This window comes from Methylobacterium longum (genome assembly GCF_022179385.1).
Lineage (GTDB): Bacteria > Pseudomonadota > Alphaproteobacteria > Rhizobiales > Beijerinckiaceae > Methylobacterium > Methylobacterium longum.
Window position 1 is genome coordinate 1 of record NZ_BPQS01000072.1, and the last position, 20,059, is coordinate 20,059.

The 20,059-nt window shown below is 70.0% G+C and carries 19 protein-coding genes; 6 read left to right on the plus strand and 13 right to left on the minus strand.

Annotated elements, in window-relative coordinates; translation table 11 throughout:
• Positions 1-471 precede the first annotated feature (471 nt).
• The gene (locus MFF58_RS29475) at positions 472-690 is read left to right on the plus strand and encodes a hypothetical protein (protein WP_238293557.1); all 219 of its coding nucleotides are present in this window, start codon (positions 472-474) and stop codon (positions 688-690) included.
• A 107-nt stretch (positions 691-797) separates the two neighbouring features.
• Positions 798-1,052 (plus strand): pilus assembly protein PilZ, encoded by a 255-nt coding sequence (locus MFF58_RS29480; RefSeq protein ID WP_238293559.1) that lies wholly within the window; start codon positions 798-800, stop codon positions 1,050-1,052.
• 192 nt (positions 1,053-1,244) lie between these two features.
• Here MFF58_RS29480 and MFF58_RS29485 read toward each other — a convergent pair whose 3' ends face one another.
• Complete coding sequence (locus MFF58_RS29485) at positions 1,245-1,511, minus strand: hypothetical protein (RefSeq protein WP_238293562.1); 267 nt, start codon at positions 1,509-1,511, stop codon at positions 1,245-1,247.
• A 285-nt stretch (positions 1,512-1,796) separates the two neighbouring features.
• On the opposite strand from MFF58_RS29485, the gene MFF58_RS29490 reads away from it, so the two are divergent.
• Positions 1,797-2,021: a hypothetical protein gene (locus MFF58_RS29490; RefSeq protein ID WP_238293564.1), complete on the plus strand. Its 225-nt coding sequence runs from the start codon at positions 1,797-1,799 to the stop codon at positions 2,019-2,021.
• 153 nt (positions 2,022-2,174) lie between these two features.
• Here the strand turns inward: MFF58_RS29490 and MFF58_RS29495 are convergent, their stop codons facing one another.
• From MFF58_RS29495 to MFF58_RS29510, 4 genes are read right to left on the minus strand one after another with little or no spacing between them, the layout of a single operon-like run.
• Positions 2,175-3,302, minus strand: coding sequence for a glycosyltransferase family 4 protein (locus MFF58_RS29495; RefSeq protein WP_238293566.1), 1,128 nt, complete (start codon positions 3,300-3,302; stop codon positions 2,175-2,177).
• Between the two features lies 1 nt (position 3,303).
• Entirely contained in the window at positions 3,304-4,671 is a 1,368-nt protein-coding gene (locus tag MFF58_RS29500) for a right-handed parallel beta-helix repeat-containing protein (protein WP_238293568.1), read from the minus strand.
• A gap of 10 nt (positions 4,672-4,681) precedes the next feature.
• Positions 4,682-5,623, minus strand: coding sequence for a glycosyltransferase family 2 protein (locus MFF58_RS29505; protein ID WP_238293570.1), 942 nt, complete (start codon positions 5,621-5,623; stop codon positions 4,682-4,684).
• Positions 5,620-7,095 (minus strand): lipopolysaccharide biosynthesis protein, encoded by a 1,476-nt coding sequence (locus MFF58_RS29510; RefSeq protein WP_238293572.1) that lies wholly within the window; start codon positions 7,093-7,095, stop codon positions 5,620-5,622. Before MFF58_RS29510 ends, MFF58_RS29505 begins: the two co-directional genes overlap by 4 nt.
• A 127-nt stretch (positions 7,096-7,222) precedes the next feature.
• Between MFF58_RS29510 and MFF58_RS29515 the strand changes: the two genes are divergently transcribed.
• Entirely contained in the window at positions 7,223-7,828 is a 606-nt protein-coding gene (locus tag MFF58_RS29515) for a serine acetyltransferase (RefSeq protein WP_238293574.1), read from the plus strand.
• Positions 7,825-8,454: a serine O-acetyltransferase gene (locus tag MFF58_RS29520; RefSeq protein WP_238293576.1), complete on the plus strand. Its 630-nt coding sequence runs from the start codon at positions 7,825-7,827 to the stop codon at positions 8,452-8,454. Before MFF58_RS29515 ends, MFF58_RS29520 begins: the two co-directional genes overlap by 4 nt.
• 37 nt (positions 8,455-8,491) lie before the next feature.
• Here the strand turns inward: MFF58_RS29520 and MFF58_RS29525 are convergent, their stop codons facing one another.
• On the minus strand, positions 8,492-9,637 hold the full coding sequence (locus MFF58_RS29525) for a DUF1972 domain-containing protein (RefSeq protein WP_238293578.1): 1,146 nt from the start codon (positions 9,635-9,637) through the stop codon (positions 8,492-8,494).
• Positions 9,638-9,709: 72 nt separating this feature from the next.
• Between MFF58_RS29525 and MFF58_RS29530 the strand changes: the two genes are divergently transcribed.
• Positions 9,710-10,447 carry a class I SAM-dependent methyltransferase gene (locus tag MFF58_RS29530; protein WP_238293580.1) on the plus strand — a complete coding sequence of 246 codons (738 nt, stop codon included), beginning with the start codon at positions 9,710-9,712 and terminating at the stop codon, positions 10,445-10,447.
• Between the two features lie 12 nt (positions 10,448-10,459).
• Here MFF58_RS29530 and MFF58_RS29535 read toward each other — a convergent pair whose 3' ends face one another.
• The 7 genes from MFF58_RS29535 to MFF58_RS29565 all read right to left on the minus strand — a co-directional run bounded on the left by MFF58_RS29535 (position 10,460) and on the right by MFF58_RS29565 (position 19,842).
• Positions 10,460-11,392 carry a glycosyltransferase family 2 protein gene (locus MFF58_RS29535; protein ID WP_238293582.1) on the minus strand — a complete coding sequence of 311 codons (933 nt, stop codon included), beginning with the start codon at positions 11,390-11,392 and terminating at the stop codon, positions 10,460-10,462.
• A complete protein-coding gene (locus MFF58_RS29540) occupies positions 11,389-13,029 on the minus strand; it encodes an O-antigen ligase family protein (RefSeq protein WP_238293584.1) in 1,641 nt (546 codons plus the stop codon). Before MFF58_RS29540 ends, MFF58_RS29535 begins: the two co-directional genes overlap by 4 nt.
• Entirely contained in the window at positions 13,026-13,667 is a 642-nt protein-coding gene (locus MFF58_RS29545) for a CpsD/CapB family tyrosine-protein kinase (RefSeq protein WP_238293586.1), read from the minus strand. Before MFF58_RS29545 ends, MFF58_RS29540 begins: the two co-directional genes overlap by 4 nt.
• Positions 13,664-14,950 carry a GumC domain-containing protein gene (locus tag MFF58_RS29550; protein ID WP_238293588.1) on the minus strand — a complete coding sequence of 429 codons (1,287 nt, stop codon included), beginning with the start codon at positions 14,948-14,950 and terminating at the stop codon, positions 13,664-13,666. The genes MFF58_RS29545 and MFF58_RS29550 overlap by 4 nt, the downstream gene beginning before the upstream one ends.
• 184 nt (positions 14,951-15,134) lie before the next feature.
• On the minus strand, positions 15,135-16,172 hold the full coding sequence (locus MFF58_RS29555; protein WP_238293590.1) for a polysaccharide biosynthesis/export family protein: 1,038 nt from the start codon (positions 16,170-16,172) through the stop codon (positions 15,135-15,137).
• A 539-nt stretch (positions 16,173-16,711) separates the two neighbouring features.
• Entirely contained in the window at positions 16,712-17,119 is a 408-nt protein-coding gene (locus tag MFF58_RS29560) for a Ros/MucR family transcriptional regulator (RefSeq protein WP_238293592.1), read from the minus strand.
• Positions 17,120-17,391: 272 nt separating this feature from the next.
• Positions 17,392-19,842 carry a bifunctional diguanylate cyclase/phosphodiesterase gene (locus tag MFF58_RS29565; protein WP_238293594.1) on the minus strand — a complete coding sequence of 817 codons (2,451 nt, stop codon included), beginning with the start codon at positions 19,840-19,842 and terminating at the stop codon, positions 17,392-17,394.
• Between the last annotated feature and the right edge of the window lie 217 nt (positions 19,843-20,059).

Consider the following 20,059-nt stretch of genomic DNA (forward strand, 5'->3'; position numbering starts at 1 on the left):
CCAAGTCGGACGCGACGATCGAACAACGAACATGCATTCGGAACGGTGATCGACCGCATTCGATGATCACGGGTCCCTGTGGACCTGCCCTGGTCCGCGTGGTGAAACACAGCTCTTGGTTTTCGCTAAAACTCCATGTAAGTTCCGAGCCTAAACCTTGATCGCCCATTCGAAGTGGTTGTGTGGTGTGTTCGACGCGCAGCCGGGGGAGCAACGCGGAAGCGGTAATCTGTAGGAGGTCGAGCGGGTCGCATCGGATCGCGTCCCGCCGACCCGGGGTCGGGTTCCAAGGAACCGTTCGATCGGAATAGACCGGTCGCTTGACACGGCCCATGCCGGCCGTAGGCGCTCAAACACACGGACACCGGGCGGTGTCCATCCACATACCTCTTGCAGGTCCGGAAGTCTGTTTCGTGTCGTTCAAAGCGGTCGCGTGCCTCAATCCGTACCTGTTCGGTCCGGAGCACTCGAATGACCGTCACGCGAAACATCGATCGTCCGATCCTGCAACGCATTGCCGACGCCCTCGGGATTGAGGTCTCGGCTTTGTCGGACCGGCACGCGAACGCGGAAACCCTTCACGATACGTTGGAGCTGCTGACGGCCTTCGAAGACGTCCACGATCTGCGCGATCGGCGGGCCTGCCTGGATTTTGTCCGTTCGGTCACCGAGCAGCCGCGCAAGGCCTGACATCCTCGACCCCTCCGCCACCGGTTGCCAGCGGAGCCAATGATACAACTGAAAGTTTTAACACCGGTACGGATAAATGGCTGCCGCAAGGGAGCGGAGTGCCGGTCATGGGAGGGGAGCGCTGCCTCGAGCCGCTGCCGGGTGTCAGGAGCCGGGGCCGGATCTTCCTCGATGGACAGCGCGACGCGATCCTCTGCGTGACGCTCAAGACAAACGATTTCGGGGCCAAGATCGAGGCGAGCGTCCCGAAGGAGTTTCCACGACGGTTCACGCTGATGGTCTCGGAGCACGCACCGCCGCGGCCCTGTCGCGTCCTCTGGAGGATCGGAAACAAGCTCGGCGTCGTCTTCACGACAGCATGATGCGCGTTCAAGCAACAGGATGAGCGCCATGCGATGGGATGAGCATGCCCGCGCACGAGACTGTCTCCATCCGGAGCTGCCGCCGCGACCTCGTGCAGACGCCGCACGATCGCGCCGAGATTCTGCGACTTTCGAGCGATGTGGGCGCCTTGGCAGCGACGCGGCGAGTGAAACAACTATCGCCGCTGGAGGCTATTGCCAGAACGCGTATGCCACCGCGGCCGGAACGACAACGGCATTGATCGCGGCGAAAACCAGAAGCCTTGCGACGAACCGACAATAAGCATCGGTGTGCGCATTCACGATCAACTGCGCCGGCACGGCCAGTATCGTGATGGGCAGCATGAGGACGATGAACATCGTGCTCAGGAGTATGAACGGCGCGAGCACGACCATCTCGCAACCCGTCACGGCACGCGACAGCGGCCGCCTTCGATTCGCAGCGCAGGCCTGTGACATCGGGCACACCTCCCGCGCTCTCCGCAACTTTTGCAACTCCAGGTAGTATAAGTGCGGGTCGGCTCCTATCAACCCGCGGTCAGGTGCGGACCGCGCTGCGGAGTACGGAGGTTCCCCTGTCGGCCAATCGTCATCGGACATACGGGGACGGTGGCAGAGCACCGAACCGACGACGCAGTCGGCACGCTGGACGAACCCCTCGCCATGACGCGTAAGTACTTCTTCACGTTGAATGATGGATCGCAAATTGCTCGCACTGGTTGTATGTGACGAGGAGGTACGGCCATGCAACCATCCGAGTGCTGCATCATACGCGCGTCGATCGCCGCCGCGCTGGGTGCGATCGTCGCCTTCGCGCTGCTGCTCAATCACGGGATCATCGTCGCGATGGCCCTGAGCCCGTTAGTCGGGAGTGCCGCCGCCGTTGGTGCGGTGGCGTTGTTCTGGTTCGTCAGCCTGTTCTTCCCCTGCCGATCCGGCAAGCGCGTCATCGCCGAGGCCCCCCGGTAGCGCGGCTCGCAGGTCGAGGGTCTGCGACCGCACCGGCGGACGGATCGCGACGAACCTCCCCCGGACGACCGCGGTGGAACCGGCCCGTCGATGCCCATCCGCCGATCGCCCCCGTACGCGGTCCTCCGGGCCCCCGATCACGCGCGAGTCGCGTCAACCCCGCAGATGCGGCACGGGCAGCAGCAGGTCGCGGATGTGCGTGCGGGCCGTGAAGCTGCGGCGCATCAGGTCGACGAAGGTGGCGGCCGGCCCGTCCCAGTCGTGGCGGGCGGCGTGCTCTCTCGCGGCGCCGGCGTCGAAGGGGAGCCGGCCCTCGATGGCGTCTCCCATCAGTTCGGCAAGGCGCTCGACCCGATCGGGTGCGTCGGGGTCGAAGTAGCTCGCCGCGCTGCCGCCGGCCTCCGGGATGGCGGTCAGGCTGGAGGCGATCACCGGCGTCCCCCGGGCGAGGCTATCGAGCACCGGGATGCCCCAGCCCTCGCCGCGGCTGGGGAAGACCAGGGCGGCGGCTCTCGCGTAGAGGTCGGACAGGCCACGGTCGTCGATCCCGGCGATGTGCACCGCATCCGGCGTGCGGGCGAGCCGCTCGAGGGTCTCCGGCCGCTCGCCATCGCCCGTGCCGACCACGATCAGTCGGGCCGCGCCCTCCGGCAGGCGCGCGAAGGCGTCGAGGACGAGGCCGAGATTCTTCCGCGGCTCCAGCCGGCCGACCATCAGCAGGTATGGTCGGCCGTCCGTGAGCGGCGACCGCTCGGTGCCGGTCTGCGGCGGCGTCGAGCCGCAACGCACCTCGGCGATCCGGTTCCGCTCGATGCCGTAGACCTTGGCGATGGAATCGCGGCTGTAGTCCGAGATGGTCAGGACCAGCTTGGCCCGCCGGGCGGAGAGCCGGGTCAGGATCTTGTTCCGCCAGCGCATCGGCCAGGGGAAGAATTCGGGATGGGTCTCGAACAGGATGTCGTGCACCACCACCACCTGCCGGTCCCCCGGCACCAGCGGCGGCGCGATGTAGGTGGTTAGTAGTCCGTCGAGCCGGTCGCGGAGGAACAGCCAGGGCCAGACCGCGAGGAGCCGAAGGGCGGCCGGCACCCGCGGCAGGCGCTGGTGTTCGATGTTGCTGCCCGAGACGATGCGGGCGCAGGCCACCGGATCGGTCGAGTAGACCACGTAGGTGGCATCCGGGTGCCGTGCGGCGGCGCGCCCGATGATGTTGACGAGCCATGTGCGGCTGCCCTGCGGCTTGCCGGTGAGCACGTGCGCGTCGATGCCGATGCGAAGCATGTTACGGGCTCCTGTAGGCGCCAAAGGTCGGGGCTTCGCCGTCGGCATAGGGCCGGCCAGCGAGGTCGCGGGGCGCGCCGAGCGGAATGCCGGCGCGGGCGGGGGATGAGGTCAGGGCGAGGCCGCCGGCCAGCGGGCTGGCGGCGTCCCGGAAGCCCGGCGAACCGGCGAGGTCGGGAGCCCGGCCGCCGAGCGGCAGGCTCGCCCCGTCGCTGGTGGCCGCGGTGCCCCAGCGGTAGAGCGGAGCGCCGGCGGCGCTGCCGACGAAGTTCGGCCCGAGCGCATTGCCGTTGTCGATGGTGGTCGCTTCGACCACGATGGCGGAGACACCGGGACGCGTGGCGTAGGCAATGTTGTTCAGCACCCGGTTGTCGGAGGTGCGGTCGATCTTCTGGGTGTAGTCGGAGGCCAGAACGATCTCGCCGCGGTAGACGTGCTTCCCGCCGGCATCGCGCATGTTGCCGGTGACGGTGTTGTTCACCACGCTGTTCGAACCGGCGTCGAACAGGTTGATCCCGGCGCCGTCGTTGTCGGCCGCGACGTTGAACGCGACGGTGTTGCCGTCGCACCATTGGTCGATCTGGATGCCGTTGCCGTCCTGGCCGGTGGTTTCCTTCTGGCCGGTGACGATGTTGTATCGGATGACGTTGCGGTCGCCCGCGTCCTGGGCGGCGTCCTTGGCGTAGACGTGGATGCCGGACGTCCCCGACATCGCGACGCCGTTGCCGGACACGCGGTTGCCCTCGACCACGTAGCCGGAGCCGTTGATCTCCATCCCGTGGATGCCGCTGCCCGTCACGGTGTTCGACAGGATGTAGCTCGGGTCCTCGGGCGGTGCGTTGATCACGTCGACGGCGACGCCGTGGGTCTGGTTGTCGGCGAGCGTGTTGCCGGTGATCCGGTGGCCGGCGCCGGCACCGTCGCCGATCCAAATTCCGAGCCCCGACCGGGTCACGGTGGAGTCCGCGACCGTCACGTGGCTCGACCCGCGGCGAATGATGAAGCCGGAATTCACGGCGCCCTGCACGGTCAGGCCCGAGATCGAGACGTAGGCGGCCTTCTCGAACACCACCGAATTCGACAGCACGGGCCGCGTCCCGGCTTCCGCCGTGATGGTGACCGGTGCCTCGGCCGTGCCGCGGGCGCCGATCATCACCACCTCGCCGTAGCTGCCGCCGCGGACCAGCACCTGAGAGCCGGGACCGAGATTCGTGAAGGGGACGTCGGCGAGCCGCGCCACCGTCCGGTAGCCCGGCAGGCTGCCGCCCGCGGGATCGACCAAGATGGATTGCTGGGACCCGGCGTCGGCGGCCTGGCAGGCAGCCAGGGCCGGAAGGAGGAGCAGGGCGAGGGTCGGGACGGGACGCATCCGGATCATCTCACGCCGCCAGCGCGCGGGCGATGGCGAGGCGCTTGCGACGCTGGAACAGCCGTCGCCAGACGGTGCGGCCCGCTTCCGGGCTGATGCGGGTCAGGGTGCGCGCCGCCATCTGCCAGCCGGGCAGAAGGGCCGTCGGCATCGCGAGGTCGGCGACGCGGTGGCGCGCGGCCGCGCCGAGGGGCGGGGGGCCGACGAGGCCGAGCCGGGTGAGATCCGCCACGAGATCGGGGCGCTTGCGGTACCACAGCACCAGGGCCGCCCCCTCGCGCTCGGCGATCCGCAGATAGGCCGATTCGTCGAGGAGATGGTGATGGTAGCCCAGGGCCTCCGGCGCGTAGAACAGGCGCATGCCGCGTCGGGCCAGCCGCTCGCCGAGTTCGATATCCTCGTGCCAGAACAGCTTCGGATCGAAGCCGCCGGTCTCGTCCAGGAATCCCCGGTCGATGCTGACGTTGCAGGTCAGGAACGCGTCCCAGCCGACCTCCTCCCGGCCAACGAGGGCGTCGTAGGAGGCGTCGTGATGGAGCGCCGAGAACGGCGAGAACGGCAGCGCCGGATCGATGGTCATGCGCCCCAGGATCGCGGTCTCGCGCCCACCCCGCCGCGCATGCGCGGCGAGATGGGCCGCGACGAGGTCGGGGGCCGGAATCGTGTCGTCGTTGACGATCAGAAGGCGTGCGCCGCGCGCGGCCGCGATGGCGCGGTTGCGGGCGGCGTTGGCGCCGGCATTCTCCTGCCGGAGATGGACCACCGGCGCCCGGGCGGTGGCGACTGCCCGGCTGATGGTCGCGCCGGTGCCGTCGGTTGAGCCGTCGTCGCAGACCACAACCTCAAAGGGCGCATCAGTCTCCTGCCGGTCGAAGGCCCGCAGGCACAGGCGCAGCGTGTCGGCGCGGTTGTAGGTCGGGATGATGACCGAGAGCACGGGGGCGTCGCTCATGACGAGGCTTCCGACACTGTGAGAGGGACGGTCTGGGCGGGGACGCGGCGCAGGCAGAGCCACGCGGCGGCGGCCGCCGACAGGATCGCCACGGCCGGCACCGTCACCGGTGCGAGAGGCGCGGGGAAGGCTGCCCAGGCGAAGGCGGTCGCGAGCCCCGGTCCTGCCAGGAGCGGCACGGTCGCGAGTTCCAGGGGCGGGCCGGCCTCCCGCCAGAAGGCGTGGACGAGGACGAGGAGCATCGCGGCCTCGGCCAGGAGGGCGGCGCCGGCCGCCCCGATCAGCGGATCCCGCGGGATCAGCAGGGTGCAGGCGATCAGATTGGTCGCGCAGGCCGCCGCGCTGCCGCGGACGGCGAAGGCGGTCCGCCCCAGGGGCACGAGGCCGGCGAACAGGATCGTGGCGGCGATCAGCAGGACGCTCATCACGGTGGCGACGCGCACGACCGGAACGGCGCCGCCGAAATCCGAGCCGAAGGCGAGCCGCACCAGCGGTTCGGCGAGGGCGCAGGCCGCCACGGCGCACGCGCAGGCCGCGCCGACGATCACGGTCAGCGCGATCCGCACGTGGGTCCGAAGGGCCTCCAAGCCCCCGGCCGACCGCCCGGCGGGCGTCCCGACCGCGCGGCCGAAGACCGGTACCAGGGGCGCGCAGAGGGTGATGGCCACCGCGGCGCCGAGTTCGAAGACGCGGAAGCCGGCGGTGAACTGCCCAAGTTCGACGGCACCCGCGAAGGCGGCCAGCATCATGAGACTGATGCGCCCGTTGAGCGAGCCGAGGGCGTTGGAGATCCCGACGCCTGCGGCCGCCCGGATCGTCGCCAGGCCATCCGACAGGGACGCCGGGCGGGCGGCGACGAGGCGCCCGGCGAGCGACAGCCCGACGACGCCGTAGGTGATGCCGGCCGCGACCGCGACGAGGCTCAGGGCGGGCTCCGGAAGCTGCAACCACAGTGCGAGTGCGGTGCCGCCGATCAGGGTCGCGGCATTCGCGAGCGAGGGCCAGACGGACCAGCTCGGACGCTCGCACACCTGGAACAGCGCGTCGAGGAAGCGGGCGGCTGTGAGCGGCATCAGCAGGCCGGCGAAGGCGAGCGACGGACGTATCGCGCCCGGCAGCAGCGGCAGAAGGCAGAGCAGCACCGTGCCGGAACCGAGCCCGAGGATCAGCCGCGCCGAGAGCATCCGGCCGAATTCGGTGGCCCGCATCTCCGGACCGACCGCTCCCAGTCGCGCGCCGAAGGTCAGGGTTGTGCCGAAATCCGCGGCGATGAGCGCCACGGCCAGGACGGCCAGGGCGAGGCCGTACCGGCCCAGTACCTCCGGCCCGGCGGCATGGCCGATCATCACGAAGGCGGCGAAGCCCGCGGCCAAGTAGAGGCCGCGCCCGGCGGCCTGTCCGAGCAGGTTGGCCCCGTAACGCAACCCGCCGAGCCGGCCGCGCCCGAACGATCTGTTTACTAAGCGATACATCTTCCGGTGAAGCCTGACTGATTAACTCGCCTTACGATTGCATCGTGGCAGGTTGCGTATGGCTTGCAACCACATCTTCAATTTATGGTTGCATAGATGTCGTGAATTGAGATGCGGAGGACTGCGTATGTCCGACACCATGGACGGCCATGGGCTGTCGCTCACCCACGGACCGGAAGCCCCGCCGGCGCGGCGCCAGCGTTGGGGGGAGTTGCGCACGGCCCTCGCCGCAGACCGGGCGCACTGGCGCCGCCGTGGCTACGGCTCCGCGACCCTGCGGCGGGGCTACCACGCGGCCTGCCTCTACCGGCTGTCGCGCTACGCCCATGAGCGGGGCTGGCGGATGGCGGCGTGGCTGCTGTGGCTGATCAACGGCTGGTGGACCGGCGCCGACATTCCACCCTCGAGCCGGATTGCCGGCGGGCTGCTCATTCCGAACCCTTACGGCTCGGTCATCGCCGGGGCAGTCGGCCGGGACGTCGCGTTCGGGACGCATGCCTCCATCGGCGGCCTGCTCAAGGAACCGGATCGGGACATCGGCGGCGGCCCGGGCCTGCCGGTCCTCGGCGACGGCGTCGTCATGGAAGCGGGCGCGATCGTGCTCGGGGCGGTGCGCGTCGGCGACGCGGCCCGGATCGGCCCTCGCGCGATCATCCTCAAGGACGTGGACCCGCGCAGCGAGGTGATGCCGCAACCCTGGCGCCCCCTTCCGGGCCGCGGGGCCGCGGCATGAGCACCGCCCGCGCAGTTCCGGATGCCGGATCGCCGGAGCCGGCGCAGGACAGCGTCGCCGACATCCGCCGCCTGCTGGCCGCCGATTTCGCCCGCGTCCTCCGCCAGACCACGGGCGGCAAGCCGACCCCCCGGCTCCGCCGCCTGATGCACCTGACCCTTCCGGCGATGCAGGTCGCGATCCTGCACCGGACGGCACACCTGCTGTACGGCCGCGGCTGGCGTCGTTCGGCCGCCCTCGTCGCCGACCTGTCCCTTCGTCTGACGGGTGCGAGCCTCCATCCGGGCTCGCGGATCGGGCCCGGCCTGTTCGTCCCGCACCCCGCACGGGTGGCGTTCTGTGCACAGGCGGGCCTGGACCTCGTCCTGCTGCCCGGGACCCTCGTCGGCCCGCGGAACTGGATACCCCTCGACCGACCGATCACGGCGGACGTGCCCCGCCTCGGCGACGGCGTCGTGGTCGGCGCCCACGCGGCCGTCCAGGGCGCCGTCGCGATCGGCGACGGGGCGACGATCGGCATCGGCGTCTGCACCCTCCGGGACGTACCCACCGGAACGGTGACGATGCTGGCGCAGCGTCAACTCCGCAGCACCCGCCCGGCTTCGGAGGAAGGTCATGCGGCCTGAGACTGAGCGTCGCCGCCCGGCGACCGGGACATCGATGTCAGACGGGGGTCTGCTCCCGTCCGACCTTCCTGCGCCAGGCGCGTCTCGGCGCACGCGCGCGGGCGAGATGCCGGCGCAGAACGCCCTCGTAGGCATCGAAGATGCCGCGCCACTCGAAGGCCTCGGCGTGCCGCCGGCGGGAGGCGGCCGACATGGCGTCCAGTCGCTTCGGCGCGGCGCGCACGACGGCGAGGATGCCGCGGCGCAACTCGGTCTCGTCGCCGAAATAGATGGCCTCGTCACCCGCCACCCAGCGGTTGAACGGATTGTCGTGGGCCAGGATCGGCGATCCCGCACCGAGTGCCTCGACCAGGGAGGGATTCGTGCCGCCGACCGTGTGGCCGTGGATGTGGAAGCGGGCGTGGAGCCGCAGCGCGGCGACCGTCTCGGCCTCGTAGATGGCACCGGCGAAGATCACGTCCGGCCCCGCCGCGGCCCGCACGCAGCGGTGATAGGGGTCGGCGGCGTCCAGCTTCCCGAGCACGACCAGCGGCAGGCCCGGGCGGATCTCGCTCCAGGCTCGAACGATCTGGAGGACGAGGTTCTCGGGCACGACCCGGGCTATCAGGAGCCCGTACCCCCGCGGCCGCACGCCGAAGGGCTTGAGCGGGTCGAGGGGCGCGTCCAGGACGGAATCGGCCCCGTACGCGATGGTGGTGATCCGGGCGGGCGAGGTCCTGCGGGCGAGATGCCTGGCGATCTCCGGGTGATCCGCCACCAGATGCGTCGAGAACAGGCTGCCGAAGCGCTCGTTCAGCCAGAACCAGGCCTTGGCGGGCTTCGACCAGCGGTCGCGCCGCCACTCGATGCCGTCCATGTTCATCACGCTGCGCTTGCCCGTGAGCCGGTACAGCAGCGAGAACGCCGCCGTGTTGTAGCCGAGCACCAGCGGCAGGGCCGGCCGGAAGGCGGCCTTCAGGGTGCATTTCAGGTCGAACAGGATCGTCGAGACGGCGCCGTCGCCCCGGACCGCCACCGGGATCAGCGTGATGCCGCGCCACAACGTCGGCGGCGTCGGCTCGCGCACCTGGCAGTAGACCTCGACCCGCCAGCCCCGGTCCACGAGCTCCAGCGCGAGCCGCTCCGCCAGGGTCTCGAATCCCCCGTGCGCCGCCGGCACCCCGCGGGTGCCGAGGATCGCCACCGCCGGGCGCTCGCCCGGCCCGTCCGCCTTCACCCGCGCGCGACGCGCAACGTTGTCGGAGGAGCCTGAGGAATGGTCACGGTCGAACAGCGCCTGTTCCGGGAGATGGAAGCCGGGGGCTACTCCCGGCACGACCACCGGATGGAGTACATCGTCCGCGTCAACGCGCTGCTCAAGCCCGACATGCGGGTGATGGAGTTCGGCGCCGGGCGCGGCAAGTGGAGCGATGATCCGGTGCCATTGCGACGGCACCTCGGGGATTTCCGGGGCCGCTGCGCCCAGGTGATCGCCTGCGACGTCGACGAGGCGGTCCTCGGCAACAAGTCGGCCGACGAGGTCCGGCTGATCGGCCATGACGGCGTCCTGCCGTTCCCGGACGGGAGCTTCGACCTGATCTCGGCCTTCTCGGTCCTCGAACATATCGAGCATCCCGAGGTCACGGCGACTGAACTCGGCCGGGTGCTGGCCCCCGGCGGCTGGCTCTGCGCCTGGACGCCCAACCGCTGGGGCTATGTCGGGGTCGGCGCGCGGCTCGTCCCGAAGCGCCTGCACGCCCGGGTGCTGCGCCTCGTCGAGCCGCGGCGCGTCGAGATCGACTCGTTCGTGCCGCTCTACACGATGAACACGGAGGCGGCGCGGAAGCGGCTTTTCCCAACAGATCGGTTCGAGCACTTCACCTACAGTTTCGACGGGCAGCCGTTCTATCATGGCGAGAACATCGTCCTGGGCAAGTTCTGGGAGCTGCTGTTCCGGCTGACGCCGGGCCCGTTCAAGGGATACCACATGGTCTTCATCCGCAAGAAGCGGTGAAAGACAGGGTCTTCATTGTCGAAGACTGCGCAGGTGGCCGGCGAACCTGCGCATGTCCTCGGCCTTCCGGGCGAGGTCCGGCTGCCCGCGCAGCCGGGCCGCGACGCCGTAGGCCAGGGCCCGCAGGGTGAATCCGAGCCGGAGCGGGCCTGAGAAGAAGGCCGGCGACGACAGGGCGCGCCCGGCGTTGCGCAGGCGGTAGATCGCCGCCAGCCCGTCGAGCCAGCGGGCCGAGCGGGTGCTCCCCGAGCCGCCCTGAAGGTGAACGACGGCGATGCCCGGCAGGTAGGCGACCCGCCAGCCGGCATCGCGCAGGCGGCAACCCCAGTCCACGTCCTCGCCGTACAGGAACATCGGGCTCCGGAGCCCACCGATGGCATCGATCGCCGACCGGCGCAGGAGGAGGCAGGCGCCGCAGATCCAATCGACGTCCAGGGCCTGGCGGCCGCCGGCCTGGCGGCTCGCGAGGTAGAGGCCGCGCAGGCCGAAGCGCCCGGACAGGCCACCGGCGTGCACCAGGATCGAGAGCGGGCGCGGCTCGTAGCCGGCATCGCCGACCTGATGCGCCCCGTCGGGGAAGGTCAGACGCGGGCCGACCGCGCCGAGCTCCGGATGCGCGTCGAGATGGGCCATCAGGCCCGGCAGTGCCTCCGGGTCGCGCAGGAACGCATCCGGGTTGAGGAGCAGGATCGTCTCGCCGGTCGCGTGCGCCAGCGCGACGGCGTTGCCGCCCGCGAAGCCGTGGTTGGTGCGCTCGGCGATCACCCGCACCCGCGGGAAGGCTTGGGCCACGCGCTCCGGTGTGCCGTCCGTCGAAGCGTTGTCGACGAGGATGACCTCGTAGGGCCGTTCGATCCGGCTCGCCGCCAGGAGTTCCAGGCAGGTGTCGATGTCCCGGCCGGCATTGTAGGTGACGATCAGGACGCTCAGGCCGACGGGGCTCATGCGCGGTCTCCGCGTGCTCTGAGGGGAGAGCGCGTCTCCGGGACAGCTGCTCCCAGGGTGCTGCCGGGACGCGACGCGACGCGCCTCGGCGCAGGAGAGGGGGATTGCGGTGTCGCGGGCCGGGCCGAGGGCACGGTTGGCCGGCGCACGCCGATCGCCCGCCGCCGCTGCGCCGCCCGTATTGCGGCGATCAGCCCGAGGCCCGTGTAGAGCAGTTCGGCGATACCGAGGTTCAAGCGGAAGCCCGGATCGACCAGACCGTGCAGCAGATGGGCGATCAGCCCCACCGCGCAGGCCGCCGCGATGGCCGCTAGGGGATCGCCGACCGGCGCGCGGCGCGCCGCGCGGAAGCCGCGGGCGATGCCTACGGCGAACACCAGCGCGAATGCGGCGTAGCCGACGATTCCGACCTCGGTGAGGATCAGGATGTGCAGGTTGTGCACCACGTGGTTCGACCGGTCGAACAGGCCAGCCAGCCGCGACAGACCGGTCTGGTCGAGAATCGCGAACTGGTTGCCGAAGTTGTTCAGGCCGACCCCGACGATCGGAAACCGCGCGAACAGGGCCAGAGCCGCCGCGTTCAGCGGCCCGCGCTGGGCCGCCGAGCCGCCGTCGTCGGCGGTGAGACGCTCCCAGATCAGCGGGCCGGCATAGATCCCCGCGATCGCGCCGATCACGGCCACGAGGCCGAAGACGAGCAGGCTGCTCCGGGAGAACAGCCGGTCGCGGTAGACCAGCAGTATCAGGAGCGCGGCCGAGAGCGGGAAGGTGAGCCACGAGGCCCGCGACAGGGTCAGCACGACCCCGCCCAGCGCCGACAGGGCACCCGCCGCCCCGACGAGGCGCAGGAGCATCGGTCCGCGCGACAGCGCGAGCGCCAGCGCGAGCGGCCAGACGAATTCGTAGTAGTAGCCGAGGATGTTGGGATGAACCTTCAGGCCGCCGGCGCGACGCTGCGCGGAGAAGTTGATGTTCTCCTCGACGATCTGCTCCTCACCCAGGACCGAGAGGCCGAGTTCCGAGCCCGACACGTATTGGAGGCCCGCCACCGCGGTTTGCACGAGGCACAGGGCGCAGATCGCCAGCGCGAGGGTCCGGATGTCGGCTTCCGACAGGTTCGACACGGCGATCGAGACCAGCAGCAGGCCGAGGAAACGCCACATGTCGAACCAGAGGTAGGCCGTGTCGGTGGCGTTCGCGAGGGAGAGCAGGCCCGCGACCAGGAAGCCGATCTGCGTCAGCACGAGGGGTCGGTCGAGCCGCAGGCCGGGGACGCGCTCGCCGAGGCCCGTCAGCTTGGCGACGATCAGCGCCACGGCGACGAGGAGTGCGACGCTCACCGTGAGGCCGGCGCCGCCGCCGATGCTCGGCAGGTACTGCCCGACCGCCTCGAAATGCTGGGCGAAGCTCACGTCGAGCTTCACGGTCAGACCGACCGCGAGGGCGACGAGCAGGAGCGGCGTCAGGCGGTAGCGTCGTCCGAGGACCAGGGCGCCCACGCCGCCGGAGGCCGCCGCGAGCCCGACCACGGCGAATTTCAGCGGCGCCGCGCTCAGGGCGACGGCCGCGGCCGCCGCCGCGAAGCCGATCCCCGCGACGGGTAGGATCCGCAGCGCGCGGGCGGGGACGGTGCTCACCCGAGCCACCGGTACAGCCATTTCGGGATGGGCCTCCGGGTGCGGTTGAGGACGATTCCGAGCGGGGCGCCGCCTGCGGCCTTCAGGTCGGCCAAGGCCCTCTGCGCGACGGCCCGGCGGGTCCGCTCGGCGCCGATGACCACGATGAAGCCGTCCACGAAGGGCGAGAGCGCGGCCGCGTCGCCGATCTCGGTGATGGGCTCGCAATCCACGATGGCGAGGTCGAAGCGCTCGTCGACGAGCGCCAGAAAGTCCTCGACGCGGCCGTCATCCAGCGTCGCCCGTCGAATCGCCGCAGCACTCCCCGCGGGCACGACGCTGAAGCCGTCGGCGACCGCGTGGACGCCGCGGCTCGGCGACACTTCGCCGACGACGATGTCGGCGAAACCCGGGCGGCCGGCCAAGCCGTAGGCCTTCGCCAGCGACGGCCGGGACCAGTTGGCCTCGATCAGCACGGTGTTGCGGTCGCGCCGGGCGTAGGCGCCGGCGAGTTCGCGGGCCAGGGTGCTCACCCCCTCGCCAGGCTGGACCGCGGTGATGCCGACGCGGCGCAACCGCGCCGCTTGGCGGTTGAGCTGGATCAGGGCCGGCTCCAGGACGGCCGGGTCGATCCTCGTGACGGTGGCGGCGACGATCATGCGGCGGCTCCGGTCTGCAGCGGCACCGCGGCCAGAACGGGCACCCGCAGGGAGCGGGCGACCTCGGCGGCGCTGCGGTAGGTCTGGGCCAGGATCTCGGCGAGGGCGACGTAGGCGAGCGCCGCCAGCAATCCGAGCCCGGCCGCGAGGCCGAGGATCAGCGGCCGGTTCGGGCCGGAGGGCAGTCGCGGCGGGACGGCGCGCGCCACCAGCGCCGAGGAGGTGACGGCCTGGGCGTCGAGGCCGGTGCCGGTCCTCAGCGCGTCGATCCGCTTCTGGGACTCGGTGATCTCTTCGGTGAGCAGGCTCTTCTGCTGCGCCAGGCGTCCATAGGCGAGGGCGGCGTCGCTCTGGCCGATCGCCGCCTTGCGGCGGTTCTGCTCGATCGCCGTGATGCTCTGGATTCGCTCGGCTAGCACGGCGAGCTTCGCCGTGTCGGCGGCGATGAGCGCCAGATGCTTCTGCCGCGACAGCGCCGCGAGGTCGCGGTCCAGGCTCACGAATTCGGGCGCGGTCGGCCGGAAGCGCACGGCGAGTTCGGCGCGCTTCGTCTTGAGATCCGCCCAGCGCTGATCGAAGGCCGTGACCGTCGGGTCGGCGTCGGGCGGGGTCGGCTGCCAGCGATCGGGGCCGGCCTCGCGGGTGCGCTTGAGCCGTGTCTCGACGACCTCGCGCTCGATCTGCGCGGCGGATTTCTGCTTGGCGAACTCGGCCAACGTACCGAGGTCGTTCTGCTGCTCGATCTCGAAACTCGCGGTGTTGTTGCCCTTGAGATAGGTGGCCAGCTGCGCGTCGATGGCGGCGAGGTCGGCCCGGGCGCGCTCCAGCTTGCTCTGGTAGAAGGAGGCGGGGGTCTCGTCGGCGTAGACCTCCACGTGCCGGCGCTTGTAGGCGTCGAGCAGCCGGTTGAGTGCCTGGGCGGCGAAATGCGGTTCCGTCCAGGTGAAGCCGGTCAGGATGACGTCCGTCTCCTTGACGAAGATGACCTTGAAGGCCGCGAGATAGGCCTCGTAGAGTTTCTCGTCCGGGGTGAGATGGCGCAGCAGGCCCACCGCCTCGAAGGGGACCCGCACCGTGTCGACCACCCAGGTCTTGATCGCCTTCGCGCCACGGATCGCCTGGCGCCCCTGGTAGATGAGCCAGTCGGCCCAGTCCTCGGGAGGCGGGCCGGGATCGCCGGTGGGCGTGATCGCCTTCAGGGCCGCGAATTCGTCGCGCACGATGCTGGGGTCGCGCAGGATCTCGACCTCGTTGTTCACGTTCTGCGCGCGCTCCGAGAACATGTAGTTCTGGTTGGCGCCGCCCTGGAGCGGGGCGCCCGCCTTCTCGCGCCCGAGGCGGATGATCAGCTTCGCGTCGGCCGTGTACTCGGCCGGCGTCAGCAGCAGGTAGATCCCGGCCCCCAGGATCGCCGCGACCAGGATCAGCAGGACCGGCCGGATGTGTCGGAACAGGGCCGCGAGGGCGTCACGTGCCGGACCTCACGGATGCGGTGGTCGAGGTGCTGGCGGCCGGCCCGGTGATGTAGTTGACCCCGAAGCCGGTCCCGTTGAACAGCAGGATTTGGCGCACCACGAGGTCGACGGCGCGGGCGGTCTTGGCGAGCAGCGAGGGCGGCACGTAGACGGTGGCGTTGGGCGGCACGACGATGGAATCGGCCAAGCCCGGCTGACCGATATCGACGATGCGGACGCTTCCGGCGGCCTCCGCGTCGAAGCGGATGATGCGCACCGCCTCGCCCGCGGCGGTCGGCAGGACGCCGCCCGCCGAGCCCAAGACCTGCGCCAGGGTGCGGGGTCCCTGCAGGGTGACGGGGCCGGGGGCGCGCACCTCGCCGAATACCATGGTGTTGGCCGGGACGAGGCTCGCAAGGCGCACGCTCGTCGTCACCGAAGCGAGCTGGTGCTTGTAGGCGGCGTTGAGGCTGCCGGCGACTTCGTGCACCGTCCGGCCGGCGGCCTGGACCGCCGGGACCATCGGCAGGTTGATCTTGCCGTCCGGCTCGATCGCCAGGACCTTCACCCGGCCCATGTCGGCCCGCTGGGTGAGATCGCGGAAATCGTCGGTCACGGTGCGGAACCGGCGCAGCATCACCGTGACGACGGGATCGATCAGCACGTCGTCGTAGGTGCTCTTGATCAGCGCGGCGGCCGCCTCCGGCGACAGGCCCGCGACCTTGATGCCGTTCTTGCCCGGCAGCGAGATCCTGCCGTCCGGCCGGACGATCACCGTGCGGTTGTATTCCGGGTGGGTCCGGAAATCGACGTCGAACTCGTCGCTCGGATTGAGCCGGTAGGTCGGCTGGACCACGCTGGAATCGATCAGGAACGAGACCTCGACATTGTCGCCGACGTTGAGGCGATAATGCGCGAGGCCGAGGCGCATGGTGCGCCCGACTTCCTCCTGGGCTGCGGCGACGACGGTCGGCGGCAGCGCCTCGGGGATCGAGCCGGTCTGGGTCACGTCGGGCCGGGCGCCCGCGGCGGTCTGCGGCCGGCTCGACATGCACCCGCCGAGTATCGGAGCGCAGATCAGCAGCGCCGCGACGGCGATCCTGGATGAACCGGCGCGCCGGGGCACTGGGTTTTGGACCGCAGACAAGTCAAAGGCCATCGCCGTTCAGCCGCATCGTACTCGACTGCGCTCACCCGACAACAACCTGTGATCGAGCCGCGCTATGTGATACAATCAACCGGCTTGGTTAATGAGGATTGAATCGGCCCGTCCGTTTCTCTCTCACAAGTTGTGCCAAGTCAGGGGATGGCAGGGCCGGACGCCGCGCCGGACCGGAAGCGGCTGCACCTCGTTCGCACGCTCGTGACTCTGGCCGGACCGCGCGTGCCCGCACGCCGAAGTCCGGGTCGCCCGCTCGGCGCGCCCCCTAGCAATCCGTTCAACGCGTGCGCAAGGACGAGGCTTGGGACTGCCACGGCGAACGCACCGGAGCGTGCAGTGAGTCGGCTGTCGGGCGCGAACGGTCGCGGCGCCCGATGCGCCACGCCGTCCTCGCCGCGATCGTCCGTTCGAGGCAGAGCCTCGCACGTTCAGGCCGCCACCTTCTTCAACCGCCGCTGCTGACCGAGGCCGATCTCGCGGGAGATCTGCGAGCGGCGCGCGCTGTAGGTGGCGGAGACCAGGGGATAATCCACCGGCAGACCCCACTTGGCCTTGTAGGCCTCCGGGGTCAGGCCGCGCAGGGTCAGGTGGCGGCGCAACGCCTTGTACGGCTTGCCGTCCTCGAAGCTGATGAGCATGTCGGGACGGATGGAGGCGCGGATCTGCGCGTCCGTCAGACGCTTGGCTTGGATCGCCGGCTGCTTGTCGAGCTCCGTGATCGAGCGGTGAACTTCGGACAGCAGGGTCGGCAGCGATCCCATCGGAATGCTGTTCTTCGTGACGTAGGCGCTCAGGATCTTTGCGGCGAGTTCGACGGAGGGAGCGGTCGTCTGCATAGTATTCTCCTGAGTTATGCTCTCTGAAACTGCGACCCGAGCGGGCGGGCTTAGCTGACTTGAACATCAGTCTGCCGCGATGGGCACGGCGTGATGATCGGTTCAGCGCTTATCCGCGCCCATGATCACTATGCTTGGCCCAACCCCTGGTTGCAATCAGAGAGTGTGTCGGGCCGCTTACTATTTCTACTTAGGATTGAGTATCCGGTTAATCCCGAGCTCCGCGGGTGCCGAAGTCTGGGCCCCCCGTCGATCGCTCGGTCGATCCGCGATCAGGCGACCTTGACCGCAGGGGCCGCGAGGGCGCCGCTTCGGTCGGCAACGCCGAGCATGTCGGCGAAATCGCCGATGGGGGCCGGCTTGCCGAACAGGTACCCCTGCATCTCGCCACATGCCTCGTCGGCCAGGAACCGCCGCTGCGCTGGGGTCTCGACACCTTCGGCGACGACGCTCATCCGGAGGCTGCGTCCCAGGCTCAGGACGGCCCGCACGATCACGGCGGCCTGGGGATCGGATTCGAGCTGGGCCACGAAGGAGCGGTCGATCTTCATCTTGTCGAACGGGAAGGCGTGCAGGGTCGCCAGCGACGCGTAGCCGGTGCCGAAATCGTCCATGCTGATGCGGATGCCGAAGCTCTTCAGGCGCCGGAGAATGCCGATCGCCCGCGACATGTCGTTGATGATGACGCTCTCCGTGACCTCCAGCTCCAGCCGGTCCGGCGATAGGCCGGTCTCGGCGAGGATCGCCAGCACGGTCTCGGGCAGGTCCGGCTTGAGGAGTTGGCGCGGTGACAGGTTGACCGAGACTTTCAGTTCAGGCGCCCAGGTCGCCGCCTCGCGGCAGGCCTCGCGCAGAACCCAGTCGCCCAGCGCGACGATGAGCCCGCTCTCCTCCGCCAGCGGCACGAACACGGTGGGCGGGATCTGGCCGCGCGACGGGTGCAGCCAGCGCACCAGCGCCTCGAACCCCACGAGCCGGCCGGAGGCACCGTCGACCTGCGGCTGGTAGTGCAGGCTGAGCAAGCCGTCCGCCAAGGCCTGCCGCAGTTCACTCTCGAGGGCCCGGCGCTCCTCCGCCTCGTCGTCCATGTCGACCGAGAAGACGCGGAAGGTGCCGCGCCCCTCGGCCTTGGCGCGGTACAGGGCCAGATCGGCGCGCCGGTACAGGCATTCGGCGTTGGAGCCGTGCTCCGGCGCCAGGGCGATGCCGACGCTCAGGCCGACACCCACGCGCAGGTCACCGACCGGGAGCGGCGCCTCGAACAGCGCGATGAGACGCGCGGCGACGTCGGTGGCTTGCCGCTGGCCGCCGGCCAGCAGGATGGCGAACTCGTCGCCGCCGAGCCGGGCCACGATGTCGTTGCCCACCGCCGACTGCAATCGCTCCGCCACGGCGCAGAGCAGCGCGTCGCCCACTTGGTGACCGAGGGTATCGTTCACGCCCTTGAAGCCGTCGAGATCGAGGTACAGCACGGCCGCGGTCTCGCCACGGGCCGCGATCCCGGCGAGGCGCTTGTCGAGGAGTTCGCGGAACAGGCCGCGATTCGGCAGGCCGGTCAGGATGTCGTGCCGGGCCATGCGGGCGATCTCCGCCTCGGCGTTCTTGCGCTGCGTGATGTCCGTGAAGGTGCGCACGAATCCGCCATCCCGAAGCGGGACGGTGCGGATCTCCAGCACGAGGCCGTTGGGCCGCAGGCGCTCGTGGACGTGGGCCTGCTCCGACCCGCCGCGCTCGATCCAATCGCGGAACGACCGGTCGGTGCGATTGCGCTCGCGGTTGCGCAACTGGTGTCGCAGGACGGCCCTGTAGCTCGGACGCTCCTGCATCATGGCGCGCGGCAGATCCAGCAGCGCCAAGGCGCGTTCGTTGCACACCTGCACGATGCCGCGGGCATCGACCATGATGAGTCCCTGATCCATGCTGTCCAGGGTCGCATCCAGCAGCAGCGTCTTCTCCCGCAGGACGATGCCCTGGCCGGACAGAGCGGCGTTCATCGTTCGCAGGTGGTCCAGCATCAGTGCCAGGGCCGCGAAGGCCAGAATCACCGCCATGAGGCCGGCGATGCCGCCGGCGAGCGCGCCCCGCGCGAGCCCGAGATCCGGCGTCGCGAAGGCGGGATCCGGAAGGACGCGGACCGCCGCCATGGCCGTGAAGTGCAGGCCCGCGATGGCGCTCGTCAGGACGGTGGCGGCGATCATCCGCGTTCTCGGGTCCGCGCGGCGAATATGAATTGCGAAAGCGGTGGCCGACAGGCCGCAGCCGAGGGCGATCGCCAGGATCACGAGGGTGGTGTCCCACGCGAAACGGCCGGGCAGCACCACGCCCGCGATTCCGAGGAAGTGCATGCAGGCGATTCCGCCCCCGAGGATCAGGCCCGCGATGGCGCCCGCCCAGGCCGCGCCCGGTGGCGCGGCGCGCACCAGAGTGAAGGCCCCCAGGGACGCGGTGACGGCGACGATCAGGGAGAGCAGCGTCGTCGCCGCCTCGTAGCCGACGACGACGCCGGGGTCGTAGCCCAGCATGCCGATGAAATGGGTGCTCCAGATCCCCGCGCCGGCCGAGAAGCTGGCGGCGAGGAGCCATGCCAGAGCCCACGAGCGACCGGACCTGACGCGCTGCTCCAGGTGCAGCGCGACGTAGCAGGAGATCCAGCAGACGCAGGCGGCCAGCGGCAGCACCCACGGGGTATGCTCATCGGTCAGACACGCAAGGGCGCGGTACATCGGGAGCCTCGCTGAGCGCCGGAACGCCCCAAGCTACCGTGACGATACTAATCAGAAGTTGCATTGCTGCGATAGATTGCACGCTGCCCGGCGGTATCTCTGCCTCGCTGGAGCTCGATTGAATGCGGCACCGTCACCGACTTCAGCCAAGCGGACGCGCCCCGGATGTTCGGCGGCCGGCGCGGTCGAGGATCAGCCGGATTGCTGACCCTTCCGA